The following is a 16,032-nucleotide window of genomic DNA, read 5'->3' on the forward strand; positions in this document are numbered from 1 at the left end:
ATTACATATAAACCGATTTATATGTTTTAAGTGTTTCTATATTGGGTTTGTAAATCTACACAATAAGGTTTCATTGTATATAATAAGTGGAATAGAAGTTCAGTTAGATAAAATTCGGTAGTCGAATTTTTTTGCATAAAGCTGTATAATGCTTGTAACGAAAGGGAAATACAGGAAGGGATTTGTAATGAGTTACTATGGAAAAAGATAAACAACAATTAAGCGTTGAAGTTGCAAGATTATATTATCAATCAGATTATAGTCAGCAAGAAATTGCTAATAAATTAAATATTTCAAGACCGACGATTTCTAGATTGTTAAAGTACGCGAAAGAAAAAGGGTTTGTTCAAATTAGCATCGCTGATCCATTTGCTGATTTAGATAACGTCGGGAATTTACTGAAAGAAAAGTACAACTTGTTAGAGGCACATGTGGTATTTTCTCCAGTGCCGGAATATGCAACGATTACAGAGTATATAAGTAAATATGCTGCTGAGTATATGGAAAAGACGGTTAAAAACGGTGATATTGTTGGTGTAAGCTGGGGCATGACTATGTATGAAATCGCTAGAAAAATCGTACCGCAACATGTAAAAGGGGTAGAGGTTGTCCAGCTAAAAGGTGGTATTAGTCATTCAAGTGTAAATACATATGCGAATGAGACGATAGCTTTATTTGCAGATGCTTTTCAAACGACGCCAAGAAATCTACCTCTTCCGGTTATATTTGATAATGCAGTGACAAAAGAATTAGTGGAGCAGGATCGACATATTCATCACATTATCGAAATGGGAAAACAAGCGAATATTGCAATTTTCACTGTAGGAACAGTGCGAGACGAAGCGCTATTATTCCGATTAGGTTATTTCGATAAGGATGAAACAAATTTACTCAAAAAACAATCGGTCGGTGACATTTGTTCACGTTTCTTTGATGGAGACGGAAATATTAGTAGTGAAGAAATCAATAAGCGTACCATTGGAATTGAGTTAGAGGAACTGAAATTAAAGAAACGCTCTATTTTAGTTGCAGGTGGTAATAGAAAAATAAAAGCAATTGATGGTGCGTTACGTGGCGGGTATGCAAATGTATTAATTATCGATCAGCATACAGCAAAAGAACTGTTACATTATCAAAAAGGTTAGAAATAAAAGGAGTTCTCAAAATTAACATATTGAGAACTCCTTTTATTTTGTTATGTATGAATGATAGGAGTCTTTTTTGAACACAATTTGCCTTTTTAAAAATAATTATGGATATGGAGATACATACTACCATTGTTAACATAGAAAATTTGATTATATATGAACTGTTCTTTGTTAGAATGCGCTTTATTTACTACAAGAAAATGCTTTTTAAAAAAGAATGAACAAAATTTCAAAAGTGTATTTACATTTGTTCAACTAAGAGTTAGAATGAAGTTGTTAAAAGATATGAGGAGTGAAGATAATGAACATTGCAAAGTTAATTGACCATACAATTTTAAAAGCTAATACTACTAAAGAAGATGTTATGAAAGTAATCGAAGAAGCAAAGGAATATAAATTCGCTTCTGTTTGTATTAACCCAGCATGGGTAAAATTAGCGGCTGATGAACTAGCTGGACATGATGTAGACGTTTGTACTGTAATCGGTTTCCCATTAGGAGCAAGCACTACTGAAACAAAAGCATTTGAAACAAAAGATGCTATCGCAAAAGGTGCAACTGAAGTTGATATGGTAATCAACGTAGGCGCTTTAAAAGATGGCGATAACGAATTTGTTGAAAAAGACATTTATGAAGTAGTACAAGCAGCAAAAGGAAAAGCTCTTGTAAAAGTAATCATTGAAACTTGCCTATTAACAGATGAAGAGAAAGTACGTGCTTGTGAATTATCAGTAAAAGCTGGTGCTGATTTCGTAAAAACTTCAACTGGATTCTCAACTGGCGGAGCAACTGCTGAAGATATCGCATTAATGCGTAAAACAGTAGGACCAAACGTTGGTGTAAAAGCATCTGGCGGTGTTCGTACACGTGAAGATGCAGACAAAATGGTAGCTGCTGGAGCTTCTCGCGTTGGAGCAAGTGCTAGTGTTGCAATCGTATTAAATGATGCAAAAGGTGCTACAGATAACTACTAATCGATAAAAGGTTAAAGCAATAGATATACGTTTAAAGTATATCTATTGCTTTAATAATTGAAAAAAATGTAAGCGGATACGAATGGGAGGAAACGGCTTATGAAATACTTAATCGGTGTTTTTGGCCTCGTATTGATTTTAGGTATCGCTTGGCTTGCTAGTAATGATAGAAAGAAAGTCAAATATCGTCCAATCATAACGATGGTTATATTACAATTCATTTTGGGGTTTCTATTATTAAATACAAGTGTAGGGAATATATTAATTAGCGGAATAGCAGATGGTTTTGGAGAGTTATTAAAATATGCCGCTGACGGTGTGAATTTCGTATTTGGTGGATTAGTAAATCAAAAAGAGTTTTCGTTCTTTTTAAGTGTATTAATGCCAATCGTATTTATATCAGCCTTAATAGGTATTTTGCAACATATTAAAGTATTACCTATTATTGTGAAATCTATCGGTCTAGCATTAAGTAAAGTAAATGGAATGGGGAAACTAGAATCATATAACGCTGTTGCATCTGCGATTTTAGGACAATCTGAAGTATTTATTTCAGTTAAGAAACAACTAGGGTTATTGCCAGAGAAAAGAATGTATACATTATGTGCATCAGCAATGTCTACAGTTTCTATGTCTATCGTTGGATCATATATGGTGTTATTAAAACCACAATATGTTGTAACCGCTTTAGTGCTTAACTTATTCGGTGGTTTCATCATTGCTTCTATCATTAACCCATATGAAGTTACTGAGGAAGAAGATATGTTAGAAGTACAAGAAGAAGAGAAGAAGACCTTCTTTGAAGTATTAGGGGAATACATTATTGATGGATTTAAAGTTGCGATTACAGTAGCAGCTATGTTAGTCGGTTTCGTTGCTCTTATCGCATTCATTAATGCAGTATTTAAAGGTGTAATCGGTATTTCATTCCAAGAAATTCTTGGTTATGCATTTGCACCATTTGCATTTATTATGGGTGTACCTTGGCATGAAGCAGTTAATGCCGGAAATATTATGGCAACAAAATTAGTATCAAATGAATTTGTCGCTATGACAGATTTAGCACAAGGAAACTTTAATTTCTCAGATAGAACGACAGCGATTATCTCTGTATTTTTAGTTTCATTTGCAAACTTCTCTTCAATTGGGATTATTGCAGGGGCAGTTAAGAGCTTAAATGAAAAGCAAGGGAATGTAGTCGCAAGGTTTGGTTTGAAATTACTATTCGGTGCAACATTAGTAAGTTTCTTATCAGCAACAATCGTTGGCTTATTATTTTAATAGATTTATATAATATAAAAAGGAATGGTGATTGTAATGAGAATGGTAGATATTATTGCAAAAAAACGTGACGGCAAAGAATTAACGACTGAAGAAATCAAATTCTTTATTAATGGATATACAGACGGAAGTATTCCTGATTATCAAGTGAGTGCGCTTGCAATGGCAATCTTCTTTAAAGATATGACAGATCGCGAACGTGCAGATTTAACGATGGCGATGGTTGAGTCTGGAGAAACGATCGATTTATCAGCAATTGAAGGAATTAAAGTAGACAAACATTCAACTGGCGGTGTTGGTGATACAACAACATTAGTATTAGGACCGTTAGTAGCTGCTTTAGATGTACCAGTAGCAAAAATGTCTGGTCGTGGTTTAGGACATACAGGCGGAACAATTGATAAATTAGAAGCGGTAGAAGGATTCCACGTTGAAATTACGAAAGAACAATTCATTGATATTGTAAACCGTGACAAAGTAGCTGTTATTGGACAAACAGGAAACTTAACACCTGCAGATAAAAAGATTTATGCATTACGCGACGTAACAGGAACTGTTAACTCAATTCCTTTAATCGCAAGTTCAATTATGAGTAAAAAAATTGCAGCTGGTGCTGACGCAATCGTACTTGATGTAAAAACAGGTGCTGGTGCATTTATGAAAACAGAAGAAGATGCAAAAGAATTAGCACATGCAATGGTACGTATCGGAAATAACGTAGGACGTCAAACAATGGCAGTTATTTCAGATATGTCACAACCTCTTGGATTTGCGATTGGTAATGCTCTAGAAGTGAAAGAAGCGATTGATACGTTAAAAGGTGAAGGTCCAGAAGATTTAACAGAATTAGTACTTGTATTAGGAAGTCAAATGGTCGTACTTGCGAAAAAAGCAAATACGTTAGAAGAAGCTCGTGAAATGCTAATTGAAGTGATGAAAAACGGAAAAGCAACTGCGAAATTTAAAGAGTTCTTAAGCAATCAAGGCGGAGATAGCTCAATTGTAGACAATCCAGAAAAAATGCCACAAGCGAAGTATGTAATTGATGTACCTGCAAAAACTTCAGGTGTTATTTCTAACATTGTTGCAGATGAGATTGGTATTGCAGCTATGTTACTTGGTGCAGGTCGTGCAACGAAGGAAGATGAAATCGATTTAGCAGTAGGATTAATGTTACGTAAAAAAGTTGGCGATGCAGTAAAAGAAGGCGAGCCGTTCGTAACAATCTACGCAAATCGTGAAAATGTAGAAGATGTAAAAGCAAAAATTTATGAGAACATCTCTATCGCTGAAACAGCAGTGGCTCCTAAATTAGTTCATACAGTTATTACTGACTAATGATCATTTCATTTACTTTGAGGGGGAAATAATATGGATAAGAAAAAATATATTGAAGAAGCAAACAAGATGTTATCGAAAGCGTATATTCCGTATTCTAAATTTCCTGTTGGCGCAGCGTTAGTTACGAAAGAAGGGAAAGTCTATACTGGTTGTAATATAGAAAATGCTTCTTACGGTTTATGTAACTGTGCAGAAAGAACAGCAATATTTAAAGCGGTATCAGAAGGGGAGCGCGATTTTAGTTACTTAGTTATTACAGGAGAAACTGATGGACCGATTTCACCATGTGGTGCGTGTAGACAAGTAATTGCTGAATTCTGTGATCCGAAAATGCCTGTATTACTAACGAATGTAAAAGGTGATGAAAAAGAAGTGACTGTTGAGCAATTACTTCCAGGTGCTTTCACAATTGACGATTTAAAATAAGTTAAAAAGCCATTTTGCAATTATTAATTGCAGAATGGCTTTTTTGTTCATATTCCGTTCATAAACTTTGCGTAAAATGATTGCAGCGAATATGGAAAGTTTACAGCAGGAGGAATATAATGAAGAAATTCTATAATGTGGCATGTAGTTACTTATTGGTTTATGATTTTGTTAAAAAAGTCATTTAAATAGATAGGAGTGGAAAGTATGATAGCACTTTTATCAAGTGTCGTAGCAGTTTGTATGGCTGTTGGGGTAATGTTTCTACGTTTTAAAGCAGCGAAAAAGCCGGTAACGAAAAAGAAAATTATATTGCCGCCAATTTTTATGAGTACAGGCGCAATGATGTACTTTTTACCAGAGTTTCGATTAACATCGTTAGAAATAGTCGAGGCAATTAGTATAGGGCTTATTTTCTCTATTTTTCTTATTAAAACAACTAAGTTCGAAATAAAAGGCGAACATATATTTATGAAACCGTCAAAAGCATTCATATTTATTTTAGTAGGCTTATTAGCTGTACGCGTGGCATTAAAGTCATATTTAAGCCAATCAATTGATTTGGCAGAGTTAAGCGGAATGTTTTTCTTACTTGCATTTGCGATGATTGTGTCGTGGAGAATTGCGATGTATCGCTCGTTTACTAAATTAAAAAAGACAATAAAAAGAGCTGGAATTTCTATATAGGAAATCCAGCTCTTTTTATGTTTTATTAGAATTCTTTAGCTCGGAACTCATTTGCTTAATTTTAAACGTATTTGAGCATCTTGTAATGCAGCAGGTGTAACGTTAAGACCATTTTGATCAACAATTTTTGTGTTTAATAAAATGGAATCTAGGCTTCCACGAAATGTTTCTGTATAGTTTTGACGTAACATTTGTTGTTCTTGTTTTTCATCAACTGTTAATCCAGTTGCTTTTTCTTTTTTTGACAATTCGTTAATACGGAATAAAATGTTTTTCATTTGATTCACCTCTAGTTAGATTTAATTATATTAGTTACTTACTAATATATAGTTATTTTAACGCTTAATTTTTATTATGTCAACACCATCTAAAAGGTTAAAAATTGACGAAAAATTATAACAATAATAAAATGAATAACAGAGGACAATTAGCTTTACAAGCATACATAGAACACTAGGGGGATTATTATGAAATCAACATTTTTTGCTCAAAATAGAGAAAGACTAACGAAAACATTACCTGATGAATCCGTTACGATTTTATTTGCGGGACAAGCACCGCATATGTCAGCTGATGCACATTATAAATTTGTACCGAATCGTAATTTTTATTACTTAACGGGAATCGATGAACCAAATGTTATTTTTATGCTGAAAAAGTTTGGGAATAGTGTAGAAGAGACACTTTTCATTGAAAAATCAGATCCAGTAATGGAAAAATGGATTGGGAAGACAGTTTCTAGCGAAGAAGCAGAGGGAATTTCAGGTATAAAGAAAGTTGTATATTTAGATAGCTTTGAAAAGACAATGTCAAATATACTTTTTACAGAAAATGCGAAGCATCTATATTTAGATATAGAACGTCGTGATTGGAATGGTACGGAGACAAAAACATTAGCATTTGCTAAACATGTAAGAGAAAAATACCCACACGTAACAATTGGTAATGTATATCCGAACATTTGTGAATTACGAGTATTTAAAACAGAGGAAGAAATTGAAATTATTAAAGAAGCGATTGCTGTAACGAAAGATGGTATTTACAATGTGTTAAAAAATGCAAAAGCAGGCATGATGGAGTATGAATTAGAAGCTCAATTTGATTTTACACTGAAATCATCTGGCATTAAGCACCATGCGTTCAATACAATTTTGGCGAGTGGGAAAAATGCTACAGTTCTTCATTATGAAGATAATGATGCACAAATTCAAAATGGTGACTTAGTATTACTAGATTTAGGTGCTCAAAAAGACTACTATAACGCTGATATTAGTTATACATTCCCGGCAAATGGAACATTCTCTAGTCGTCAAAAACAAATTTATAATATTGTATTAAAAGCATTAAAAGAAACAACAGCGCTTATTAAGCCAGGATTAAAGTTCGCTGCATTAAATGAGCATACAAAAAAGGTACTGGCAGAAGAGTGTAAAGCAATTGGTTTAATTCAAGAAGATGAAGAGTTATCAAAATACTATTATCATGGTGTCAGCCATTTCCTTGGTTTAGATACACATGATGTAGGAACATATAAAGATAGAGTGTTAGAAGAAGGTATGGTTATAACAATTGAACCTGGTCTTTATATTGAAGGAGAATCAATTGGAATTCGTATTGAAGATGACATTCTTGTAACGAAAGACGGGTATGAAAACTTGTCAAAAGATATCATTAGGGAAGTTGAAGAAATTGAAGAATTTATGAGTGTAAATAATGAACATGTAAAAGGAAACCAAGCTGTAGTTAAATAATAAAAGAGTCATCACTAATTTATTTGAACTTTATCTCGAACCGTGGACAATTAAAAAATCCATGATTCGGGATAGGGTTCTTTTCTTCGAAATACTAATCTTTAATTATTAATCCTAATAAAGTAGCAAACTGAACAGCTTGATATGTTGATACTTTACATCCTCTTAAATCGTTCACTGAAACTGTAAGTGTATCAAAGGTAGAAGAACTAATATCTATCCCCTTCAGTGATGTCTGATCAAAATTAGCTTCATCAAGACTACATAATTGGAATTCAACTTTTTTAAGTTTACAGTCAAAAAAATCTGCATTATTTAATGAAGTTTCATTGAAGATGATTTTTTCTAGTTTGGAATTTCCAAATGCCGCTAAATTCAAAATTGAATTCTCAAATTTAACATTTCCTAAGCTAGATTCTGTGAAATTTACTCCGATTAATTTACTGTTTTTAAATTCGACTCTGTGAACAGAAGAATTGCTTAAATTAACATTTGATAAATCACAGTTTTCAAAACAAACATCTGTAATATCAATATTGCTAAAGTCTGTATTAGTAAACTTACAATTCTTTATCACTGCATCATACAATCGCACTCTATCTACACATTCATTTTCGAAAGTGGAGTCTATAATTTCACAGACTTCTAATGTTGGATCTTCTTCATAAAAAATATCTTGAAAATTCTTTGAAGATAACTCTGGTGAAATTTTTGGTCTATCAATTTTCATCGTATATCAATCCTCTTCTATTTGATATATTTGTGTAATTTGAGTCCATTGTCTGTAAAGAACATTAGTTCTTATTATACAAAAATCTAAGTTCTTTTGTGAAGAGTATTTTAGCTACATTTTTCTTATTTAATAATAGCAGTGTTATTGTTTCTTAAGAAATAACGTCAAAACAAATACGAGAACGGCTAGTATAGTCGCTACAAGGAAAATATTTTGTATTTCTAAAATATTCGCCTCTTGTAATGTCTCCGCTTTTAGTAATCTTCCAATTAGCTTACGTAAGATCTAATTACATCTCCTTATTTTCTTGAAAATCAACTTCTATAATGATTTTGAAAAAGAAAAAGGGGGGATTTTCCATGAAGCGATTTGTATTAGCAGCCGTTACAGTCTCTGTAATATTTTTAATTGCTGCCTGTTCTGTGACGACAAATACAACAAATGATCATAAAAATATGAATGATAAAAAAACACTACAGACTGAAACAGCTACAACACCATTGAAGGTTGAAAAAGGACCAGAAGTTACTTTAATAGCGAAAGAAGAAAAGCAAAAATTAAGTAACGGTGTTATTGTTCCAGTCTGGACATTTAATGGCTCATCTCCTGGTTCAGAAATTCGGGTGAAAAAAGGTGAAAAGGTGAAAGTGACATTAAAAAATGAATTATCTGCACCAGTATCTATTCATTGGCATGGATATCCTGTCCCAAATAATATGGATGGAATTCCAGGCGTGACACAAGATGCAGTTGAACCAGGAAAAAGTTTCACTTACGAATTTGAAGCGAACGTACCAGGAACGTACTGGTATCACTCGCATCAAGATTCTGTAAATCAATTAGATAGAGGTTTGTATGGAGCGCTCATTGTAGAAGATACAAAGGAAAAATATGATAAAGATTACACATTAATGTTGGATGAATGGGTTACAGATAAAGAAGAAATTAAAAAGCAGTTAAAAGAAATGACAAAAGGGCAAATAGGTAATAAATCTAAAGGTAATGAAAATGGGGAAAAGAATGATGATAAGAACGGCATGGATCATTCTGATATGAACATGGGTAGTGATAAAAAAGACTCTAGTAATATGGAAGGAATGGACCATGGAAATATGAAGATGGAAGGTCATGATATGAGTATGTATGATTTATTCACAATCAATGGAAAAAGCGGTGATTTAGTAGTGCCATTGAAAGTGAATAAGGGAGATAAAGTTCGTCTTCGACTCGTCAATGCTGGTTATCTATCACATGATATACATGTTCACGGTCATGATATAAAAGTAATTGCGACAGATGGTCAACCAATAAACGATCCAAAAGTTATAAAGGATAAAGTAATTTCAATCGCACCGGGTGAACGTTATGATATTGAATTTACTGCTAATAATCCTGGGAAATGGTATGTTGAAGACCATTCAAAAAATAAAGGTGCAAAAGGAATGAAAGCTGTTATTGAGTATGATGGCAGCAAAGAGATGAAAGATAAAGCAGACGAAAAAGAAAAATTACCGAAAGTAGATATAATGAAATATGGTACTAAAAAATTAGGTAGTTTCACATTAAATCAAGAGTATACTGCCACATATAATATGGACTTAAATACGCAAATGAATGGAAATGAAATGGTATATACAATTAACGGAAAGGTATTTCCGGATATTGACCCAATTCAAGTGAAAAAGGGTGATTTAGTAAAAGTGAAGTTGGTAAATCGTTCTAAAATGGATGATCACCCAATGCATTTACACGGACACTTTTTCCAGGTGTTGAGTAAAGATGGAAAACCGATAGAAGGTTCTCCAATTGTAAAAGATACATTGAACTTAAAACCGGGTGAAGAATATGAAGTAGCCTTTGTAGCAGACAATCCGGGTAAGTGGATGTTCCATTGTCACGATTTACACCATGCTTCAGCAGGGATGGTAACGGAAGTGAACTATACAGATTATAAATCTGACTATGTTCCAAACCAAAACATTCCTAATAAGCCAGAATAATAGGAAGCAGTTATCCTTTGGATAGCTGCTTATTCATTTTTGTTGCAAGTAATAATGTATATGTTGATTATGCCCAGGTGAAGGAGTATGATCTGGGAATGTCGCGAATACGGCAACGATAATTACTACACTAATTGAAAGTAATAACAAAAAACGCTGTTGGATAAAAGTAGAAAAGTTCTCCGATAATAATTGAATCACACAGGACATAGTAATCGTTATAGTAAGTAAAAGGCTAATGAACAATATACTATGAGCTTGTTGAGCGTTTAACATTTCTGTAATCATTGCTCCCATCATACTTGCCATTAATCCAGAGAACATTCCTTCTAAAGCAGTATATAGGTGAAAACGTAGACCGATTAAGAAACCGATAAAACCACTAATTAAAATAGCAAGCAAAGTAGAATATAGTAATTCCCCCTTAAAGAGAATGCCTAAGTAAAAACCAATACTTAAACCGATACTCATACTAAAAGACATAATAAATACCATATACTCCATTAGGGTACCCTTACGTTTAGAAATATAGGATGTAATAAGAATCGAGGTACAGCAAAGTGTTAAGGTAGTTAACGTATAAGCAAACATTATGATACCTCCTTGTCCTATCGTTCATTTCATCATATGTTTATATGGAGGGTACTTATGCTTATTAATATCTGCATATTATCTGCACAATTTCATAGATGTAAGCAAAGGAACGCTTGATTTTTTAGGGCGTCTTTTTTAATTATAAGCATGTGAAAGAAATTGTTATATTATGAGTTTCTATTGTGAAGCCATAAAGAATAAGCGTATAATATTATAGGTCTCCCATTTGCGAGACAAACCGCGAATGATAAATAAGATTGTTGTTTTATCATCGCTTCTAAACATATAGACAATGAAAGTAACACTGGAATACAGATAGGGAGTTATAAAATGAAATTAATTATTGCCGAGAAACCAGATCAAGGGTTGGCTCTTGTTTCACAGTTTAAATATCGCCGGAAAGATGGATATTTAGAGGTAGAAGCGAATGAGTTATTTCCAAATGGAGCGTACTGTACATGGGCAATTGGTCATTTGACGCAGTTATGTAATCCAGAGCATTATCACGCAGAGTGGAAAAAATGGTCACTTAATACATTACCGATGATTCCAGAACGTTTTCAATTTGAAGTAACAAAGTCAAAGTATAAGCAATTTAACGTTGTGAAACAGCTGTTACATAATCCACAGGTAACAGAAATCATTCACGCAGGAGATGCTGGGCGTGAAGGGGAACTGATCGTACGAAATATTATTAATCTTTGTAACGTGCAAAAGCCGATGAAACGTCTATGGATTTCATCTTTAACGAAGCAAGCTATTTACCAAGGATTTAAAAATCTACTTGATGAATCAGATACAATTAATACGTATTACGAAGCATACACAAGATCTTGCGCTGACTGGGTTGTTGGTATGAATGCATCACGTGTCTTTAGTATTTTGTTAAAGAAAAAAGGAATGAATGATGTATTTTCTGCTGGTCGTGTCCAAACACCAACGTTAGCATTGATTGTAAAGCGAGAGAAAGAAATTGAAAACTTTAAGTCAGAGCCTTTCTGGGAAGTGTTTGCAACCTTTAATATAGAAGGAAAGAAATATGACGGAAAATGGGAAAAGGATAATGAATCCCGCTTAAAAGATCCTGATATGGCGAATAAAATTGCGGCATTTTGCCAAGGGAAACCGGCTGTTGTGAAGGAAATGAAAACGGAGCGTAAAGAGTTTCAGCCGCCGCTTTTATTTAACTTATCATCACTGCAAGCAACGGCAAATAAAGCCTTTAAGTTTTCACCGAAAAAGACGCTTGATATAACGCAAGCACTATATCAAAAAGGGATTGTTTCTTATCCACGTTCAGATTCTAACTATGTTACACAAGGAGAAGCAGCGACGTTCCCTGATATTTTACAGAAGTTGAGTCAGTTTGATGAATATAAAGGCTTATTACCGGCTCCGGTTGAATCCATTATGAATAACAAGCGTTATGTAAATGAAAAGAAAGTAACAGATCACTACGCAATTATTCCGACAGAGCAAGTTACAAACCCAAGCAGACTATCAGGTGATGAAAAGAAAATATACGATATGATCGTAAGAAGGCTTATTGCAGCTCATTATGAAGTTGCAATCTTTGACTATACAACGATTGTAACGCTTGTAGATGAACGTGCTGAATTCATTTCAAAAGGAAAACAGCAAATTCAAGAAGGTTGGCGTAAAGTTATTTTCCAAGACGATAAAGATGACGAAACCATTCTTCCAATTGTAGCTGAAGGCGAAGAAGGAAAAGTTGTAAAGGTGAAAGTGAAAGAAGGAAAAACACAGCCACCGAAGCGCTATACAGAAGGACAACTTATTACGTTAATGAAAACAGCTGGTAAGTATTTAGAGAATGAAGAGCTGGAGAAAGTATTAAAGAAAACAGAAGGTTTAGGTACGGAAGCGACTCGCGCAGGTATTATTACGATGCTGAAAGACCGTAAGTATATAGATGTAAAGAAAAACCAAGTGTATGCGACTGATAAAGGAAAAGTATTAATTACCGCAATTGGTGATAAAATACTAGCTTCACCAGAAATGACTGCGAAATGGGAACAACGTCTTGCGGAAATTGGTGAAGGTACAGCTTCACCAGCTACATTTATGGAACAGACGAAAAAGCTATCAGCTAAAATTATTGAAGATGCAGTGGAAATGTCTGAGAAGTGGGATTTCACTGGACTACATGTTGAATCGATTGAACGAAAAGGATCGAAATTTACAACGGGTAAAAAGGTTGGTAGCTGTAAAAAATGTGATGGCGATGTAATTGATAAGTCAACGTTTTACGGTTGTTCTAACTATAATACAACGCAATGTGATTTCACCATTTCAAAGAAGATATTAAGTAAAACAATTTCGCAAAAGAATATGACAAAGCTCTTAAAAGGTGAAAAGACTGATTTAATTAAAGGCTTTAAAAAGGGCGAGAAAACGTTTGATGCGAAATTAGAGTGGAAAGATAATAAGATTAATTTTGTATTTGAGAATTAATTTGTTAAAAGAGCATGACATAAAACTGTCATGCTCTTTTGTTTTTCTTTTATATAAAATTTAACGATAAAAAAAATCCTTTAAATAATAACTTTTTATTGTAAAACGATAAAACTTGTATTAAAATCAAAATCATAATAAATGAGTGAGGTGCTTTTGTTAAAAGGTAACAACCTTATTTTTAAAATTAGAGGAGGTATAACTATGAACATTAACAATTTGATTGTTAAAAATATGGATAACCCCCATGAGTTGGAGAAGATGTATAGAAAAGATCCGAAAGCTTTTAAAAAAGCATTCTCACAAGCATGGGACCAAAACCCTGATTCTCAAGTTCTAGGTGCTTGGTATGAAAGGTTGCATTTCAAGGAGAAAGTAAATAAAGAAAAAACATCTTTGTTTCAAAAAGGTTTCTTATTCATGGGCCTTTTAGCTATTCTGGCCGGCATAAGCACCAGGATCATTTTCCACTTTGTTGAGCAGGAAGCAATTGCTCCAATTAACTTGGCTTTTGGTGTAATTCCCTTTATTGCTGCTTATTTTGTTTACAATAATACTCCGAAAAAAAGTATTATTTATTCCCTTGCAGCGTTGTTCCTAATTTCCGGGTATTATCTTAATACGCTGCCAGTAAATTATAAAGACAGTACCATACTTGCGTATTTACATCTTCCTATATTTTTATGGGTCTTAGTAGGGCTTGCATTTACAGGAAATGAATATTCAAAAGGCAGTACAAGATTAGCCTATATTAAATTTAATTTAGAATATTGTCTTCTCTACGGGAGCATGGCAGTGAGCGGAATGATACTTGCGGTATTCACCATGCGTTTATTTAGCTTTGTTGACTTAGATATAGGAGAATTCTATTTTAGTAATGTTGTTTTATTTGGAGCAGCGGCTCTCGCTATTGTGACTGCATACTTAGTATCAATGAATCTTAAGCTTGCTAAAAATATTACACCATACATATCTAAAATTTTTAGTCCTCTCGTCCTGATTACCTTGCTTATCTATCTTATAACGGTAATTTGGGTCGGGAAAAATCCATTCTTGGATCGAAATTTCCTAATGGCCTTCAACGGAATACTGCTTGGCGTATTGGCTGTTACTATATTTTCTATCGTTGAGAGTGACTCGGACGAGAAAAAGAACATTTCAGATTATATAAATTTTTCCTTAATTGTTCTGGCGCTTATTATTGACACTGTCGCATTGTCAGCCATAGTATTCAGACTTTCTTCTTACGGGATTACACCTAATAGACTTGCTGTTTTAGGTGTAAACATACTGGTCTGGGCAAATTTAATTTGGATTATGTTTTCCTATATGCGTTTCTTGCAAAATAAATCAGGACCAAAAGCTATCCAAGATGCCGTTACGAAGTATTTGCCAATATACGGACTTTGGGCAGCTTTCGTTATATTTACGTTTCCTATCATTTTTAATTAGAAAGGATCTGTTAATGTAACGAAAAGTTAATTCTCTATAACATATAAAATTTTTAGAGCCGATCAATTTATAATTGGTATTATTACGTTTGTAGTTTCGGTAATTTCATTTGTATTGATAAATAAGAAGTAAGTGTTGTATGTAATCTTTCCATAATAAAAAACGTCCCAAAATGGGACGTTTTTTATTATGCATATTGCCGTTTTTTCTTAATAAGCAACAAAACTTGTGACACACAAGCTAGTACCGGTAACTCAATCAATGGTCCAATAACGAGTGCAAGTGCGATAAGAGGCTCGTTTGGAAAAGCTGTTACAGCGATAGCGAGTGCAACAGGTGAGTTTCTTGCTAACGTTGTTAAGCTCAGACTTACTGTATCTTTGTAAGATAAATGCATGATGCGCCCGATAAATTGTCCTAGTAAGAAATTAATGATGAAGAACAATAGAACAGGAACGAGTAATAATAAAACGACATTCATATTTTGCAGTAAATATTTACCTTGTGATGCAAACATCGCTACTATTGCTAAACTTAAAAATACAATTTGAGCAGAGCTGAAAAACGGAATGAGTTTATTCTCGAGAGTTTCAGCTTTTTTCATTTTATTCATAATGAACTTTGTAGCGTGTGCAAGTATAAATGGTAAGACGATTACGATAACAATACTTTCTACTAAAACAGAAATCGCTACAGTTTTCATGACACCAGCAAATAAAAATAAATAAATGGGAAGGAGCAGTACTTGCAAAATTAAATTTACAGGTAAAATTGCAGTAGAAAGTGCTACATTACCTTTCGCTATTTCAGTAAAGATTAAGTACCAATCTGTACATGGAGTAACCATTAACATTATAAATCCAACCCAAAGTGCTGGATGATCGGAAAGAAATAGTGCTCCTAACCCCCAAGCGAGTAAAGGTGTCCATAAGAAGTTAATAGTAAGACTTGTTCCAGCAAATTTTAAATTGCGAAATCCGTTTTTTATTTCTTTTAATGGAATGCTGAGGAATAATCCATATAGCATGAAAAATAAGAAGGGGACAATAAATTTGTCTGAATACGTATGTATCATATTAAATTGTCCGAGTACGATGCCGCATGTAACAGCAAAAAGAATAATAAAAGTTTGAATCTTCTCTATAGTGCTCATGAATAAATCCTTTCTATA

At 33.7% G+C, this 16,032-nt stretch carries 14 protein-coding genes; 10 read left to right on the forward strand and 4 right to left on the reverse strand.

Features of this window, described 5'->3' with window-relative positions:
• The first annotated feature begins 197 nt into the window (after positions 1–197).
• The 6 genes from DN401_RS03375 to DN401_RS03400 all read left to right on the forward strand — a co-directional run bounded on the left by DN401_RS03375 (position 198) and on the right by DN401_RS03400 (position 5,856).
• Positions 198–1,145, forward strand: a complete 948-nt coding sequence (locus DN401_RS03375) for a sugar-binding transcriptional regulator (RefSeq protein ID WP_000409781.1) — start codon at positions 198–200, stop codon at positions 1,143–1,145.
• Between the two features lie 304 nt (positions 1,146–1,449).
• The gene (gene deoC, locus DN401_RS03380; RefSeq protein WP_001017436.1) at positions 1,450–2,121 is read left to right on the forward strand and encodes a deoxyribose-phosphate aldolase; all 672 of its coding nucleotides are present in this window, start codon (positions 1,450–1,452) and stop codon (positions 2,119–2,121) included.
• A gap of 99 nt (positions 2,122–2,220) precedes the next feature.
• Complete coding sequence (locus DN401_RS03385; protein WP_000876188.1) at positions 2,221–3,402, forward strand: NupC/NupG family nucleoside CNT transporter; 1,182 nt, start codon at positions 2,221–2,223, stop codon at positions 3,400–3,402.
• A 36-nt stretch (positions 3,403–3,438) separates the two neighbouring features.
• Complete coding sequence (locus DN401_RS03390; protein ID WP_002093946.1) at positions 3,439–4,740, forward strand: pyrimidine-nucleoside phosphorylase; 1,302 nt, start codon at positions 3,439–3,441, stop codon at positions 4,738–4,740.
• A 33-nt stretch (positions 4,741–4,773) separates the two neighbouring features.
• Positions 4,774–5,169: a cytidine deaminase gene (locus tag DN401_RS03395; RefSeq protein ID WP_000358545.1), complete on the forward strand. Its 396-nt coding sequence runs from the start codon at positions 4,774–4,776 to the stop codon at positions 5,167–5,169.
• A 207-nt stretch (positions 5,170–5,376) separates the two neighbouring features.
• Positions 5,377–5,856 carry a CcdC family protein gene (locus tag DN401_RS03400; RefSeq protein ID WP_000561075.1) on the forward strand — a complete coding sequence of 160 codons (480 nt, stop codon included), beginning with the start codon at positions 5,377–5,379 and terminating at the stop codon, positions 5,854–5,856.
• A 47-nt stretch (positions 5,857–5,903) separates the two neighbouring features.
• Here the strand turns inward: DN401_RS03400 and DN401_RS03405 are convergent, their stop codons facing one another.
• Positions 5,904–6,134, reverse strand: coding sequence for a DUF896 domain-containing protein (locus DN401_RS03405; protein WP_000789782.1), 231 nt, complete (start codon positions 6,132–6,134; stop codon positions 5,904–5,906).
• 189 nt (positions 6,135–6,323) lie between these two features.
• Between DN401_RS03405 and DN401_RS03410 the strand changes: the two genes are divergently transcribed.
• Complete coding sequence (locus tag DN401_RS03410; RefSeq protein WP_149287518.1) at positions 6,324–7,607, forward strand: aminopeptidase P family protein; 1,284 nt, start codon at positions 6,324–6,326, stop codon at positions 7,605–7,607.
• Positions 7,608–7,701: 94 nt separating this feature from the next.
• Here the strand turns inward: DN401_RS03410 and DN401_RS03415 are convergent, their stop codons facing one another.
• Positions 7,702–8,337, reverse strand: coding sequence for a pentapeptide repeat-containing protein (locus tag DN401_RS03415; RefSeq protein ID WP_000687265.1), 636 nt, complete (start codon positions 8,335–8,337; stop codon positions 7,702–7,704).
• Between the two features lie 362 nt (positions 8,338–8,699).
• Here DN401_RS03415 and DN401_RS03420 point away from each other — a divergent pair, with 362 nt between their 5' ends.
• Positions 8,700–10,340, forward strand: a complete 1,641-nt coding sequence (locus DN401_RS03420; RefSeq protein WP_100650752.1) for a multicopper oxidase family protein — start codon at positions 8,700–8,702, stop codon at positions 10,338–10,340.
• A 33-nt stretch (positions 10,341–10,373) separates the two neighbouring features.
• On the opposite strand, the gene DN401_RS03425 is transcribed toward DN401_RS03420, so the two are convergent.
• Positions 10,374–10,931, reverse strand: coding sequence for a hypothetical protein (locus DN401_RS03425; protein ID WP_100650754.1), 558 nt, complete (start codon positions 10,929–10,931; stop codon positions 10,374–10,376).
• A 333-nt stretch (positions 10,932–11,264) separates the two neighbouring features.
• On the opposite strand from DN401_RS03425, the gene topB reads away from it, so the two are divergent.
• Positions 11,265–13,409 carry a DNA topoisomerase III gene (gene topB / locus DN401_RS03435; protein WP_000766771.1) on the forward strand — a complete coding sequence of 715 codons (2,145 nt, stop codon included), beginning with the start codon at positions 11,265–11,267 and terminating at the stop codon, positions 13,407–13,409.
• Between the two features lie 204 nt (positions 13,410–13,613).
• The gene (locus DN401_RS03440; protein ID WP_001024722.1) at positions 13,614–14,861 is read left to right on the forward strand and encodes a DUF4153 domain-containing protein; all 1,248 of its coding nucleotides are present in this window, start codon (positions 13,614–13,616) and stop codon (positions 14,859–14,861) included.
• Positions 14,862–15,048: 187 nt separating this feature from the next.
• Here DN401_RS03440 and DN401_RS03445 read toward each other — a convergent pair whose 3' ends face one another.
• Complete coding sequence (locus tag DN401_RS03445) at positions 15,049–16,014, reverse strand: arsenic resistance protein (protein ID WP_000103810.1); 966 nt, start codon at positions 16,012–16,014, stop codon at positions 15,049–15,051.
• Between the last annotated feature and the right edge of the window lie 18 nt (positions 16,015–16,032).

Source organism: Bacillus sp. BF2-3 (assembly GCF_008368795.1).
Taxonomy (GTDB): domain Bacteria; phylum Bacillota; class Bacilli; order Bacillales; family Bacillaceae_G; genus Bacillus_A; species Bacillus_A cereus.

Bases quoted from the DNA above. Each gene is read 5' to 3' on its own strand.
- DN401_RS03375 (WP_000409781.1), top strand. From the start codon at position 198: ATGGAAAAAGATAAACAACAATTAAGCGTTGAAGTTGCAAGATTATAT.
- deoC (WP_001017436.1), top strand. From the start codon at position 1,450: ATGAACATTGCAAAGTTAATTGACCATACAATTTTAAAAGCTAATACT.
- DN401_RS03385 (WP_000876188.1), top strand. From the start codon at position 2,221: ATGAAATACTTAATCGGTGTTTTTGGCCTCGTATTGATTTTAGGTATC.
- DN401_RS03390 (WP_002093946.1), top strand. From the start codon at position 3,439: ATGAGAATGGTAGATATTATTGCAAAAAAACGTGACGGCAAAGAATTA.
- DN401_RS03395 (WP_000358545.1), top strand. From the start codon at position 4,774: ATGGATAAGAAAAAATATATTGAAGAAGCAAACAAGATGTTATCGAAA.
- DN401_RS03400 (WP_000561075.1), top strand. From the start codon at position 5,377: ATGATAGCACTTTTATCAAGTGTCGTAGCAGTTTGTATGGCTGTTGGG.
- DN401_RS03405 (WP_000789782.1), bottom strand. From the start codon at position 6,134: ATGAAAAACATTTTATTCCGTATTAACGAATTGTCAAAAAAAGAAAAA.
- DN401_RS03410 (WP_149287518.1), top strand. From the start codon at position 6,324: ATGAAATCAACATTTTTTGCTCAAAATAGAGAAAGACTAACGAAAACA.
- DN401_RS03415 (WP_000687265.1), bottom strand. From the start codon at position 8,337: ATGAAAATTGATAGACCAAAAATTTCACCAGAGTTATCTTCAAAGAAT.
- DN401_RS03420 (WP_100650752.1), top strand. From the start codon at position 8,700: ATGAAGCGATTTGTATTAGCAGCCGTTACAGTCTCTGTAATATTTTTA.
- DN401_RS03425 (WP_100650754.1), bottom strand. From the start codon at position 10,931: ATGTTTGCTTATACGTTAACTACCTTAACACTTTGCTGTACCTCGATT.
- topB (WP_000766771.1), top strand. From the start codon at position 11,265: ATGAAATTAATTATTGCCGAGAAACCAGATCAAGGGTTGGCTCTTGTT.
- DN401_RS03440 (WP_001024722.1), top strand. From the start codon at position 13,614: ATGAACATTAACAATTTGATTGTTAAAAATATGGATAACCCCCATGAG.
- DN401_RS03445 (WP_000103810.1), bottom strand. From the start codon at position 16,014: ATGAGCACTATAGAGAAGATTCAAACTTTTATTATTCTTTTTGCTGTT.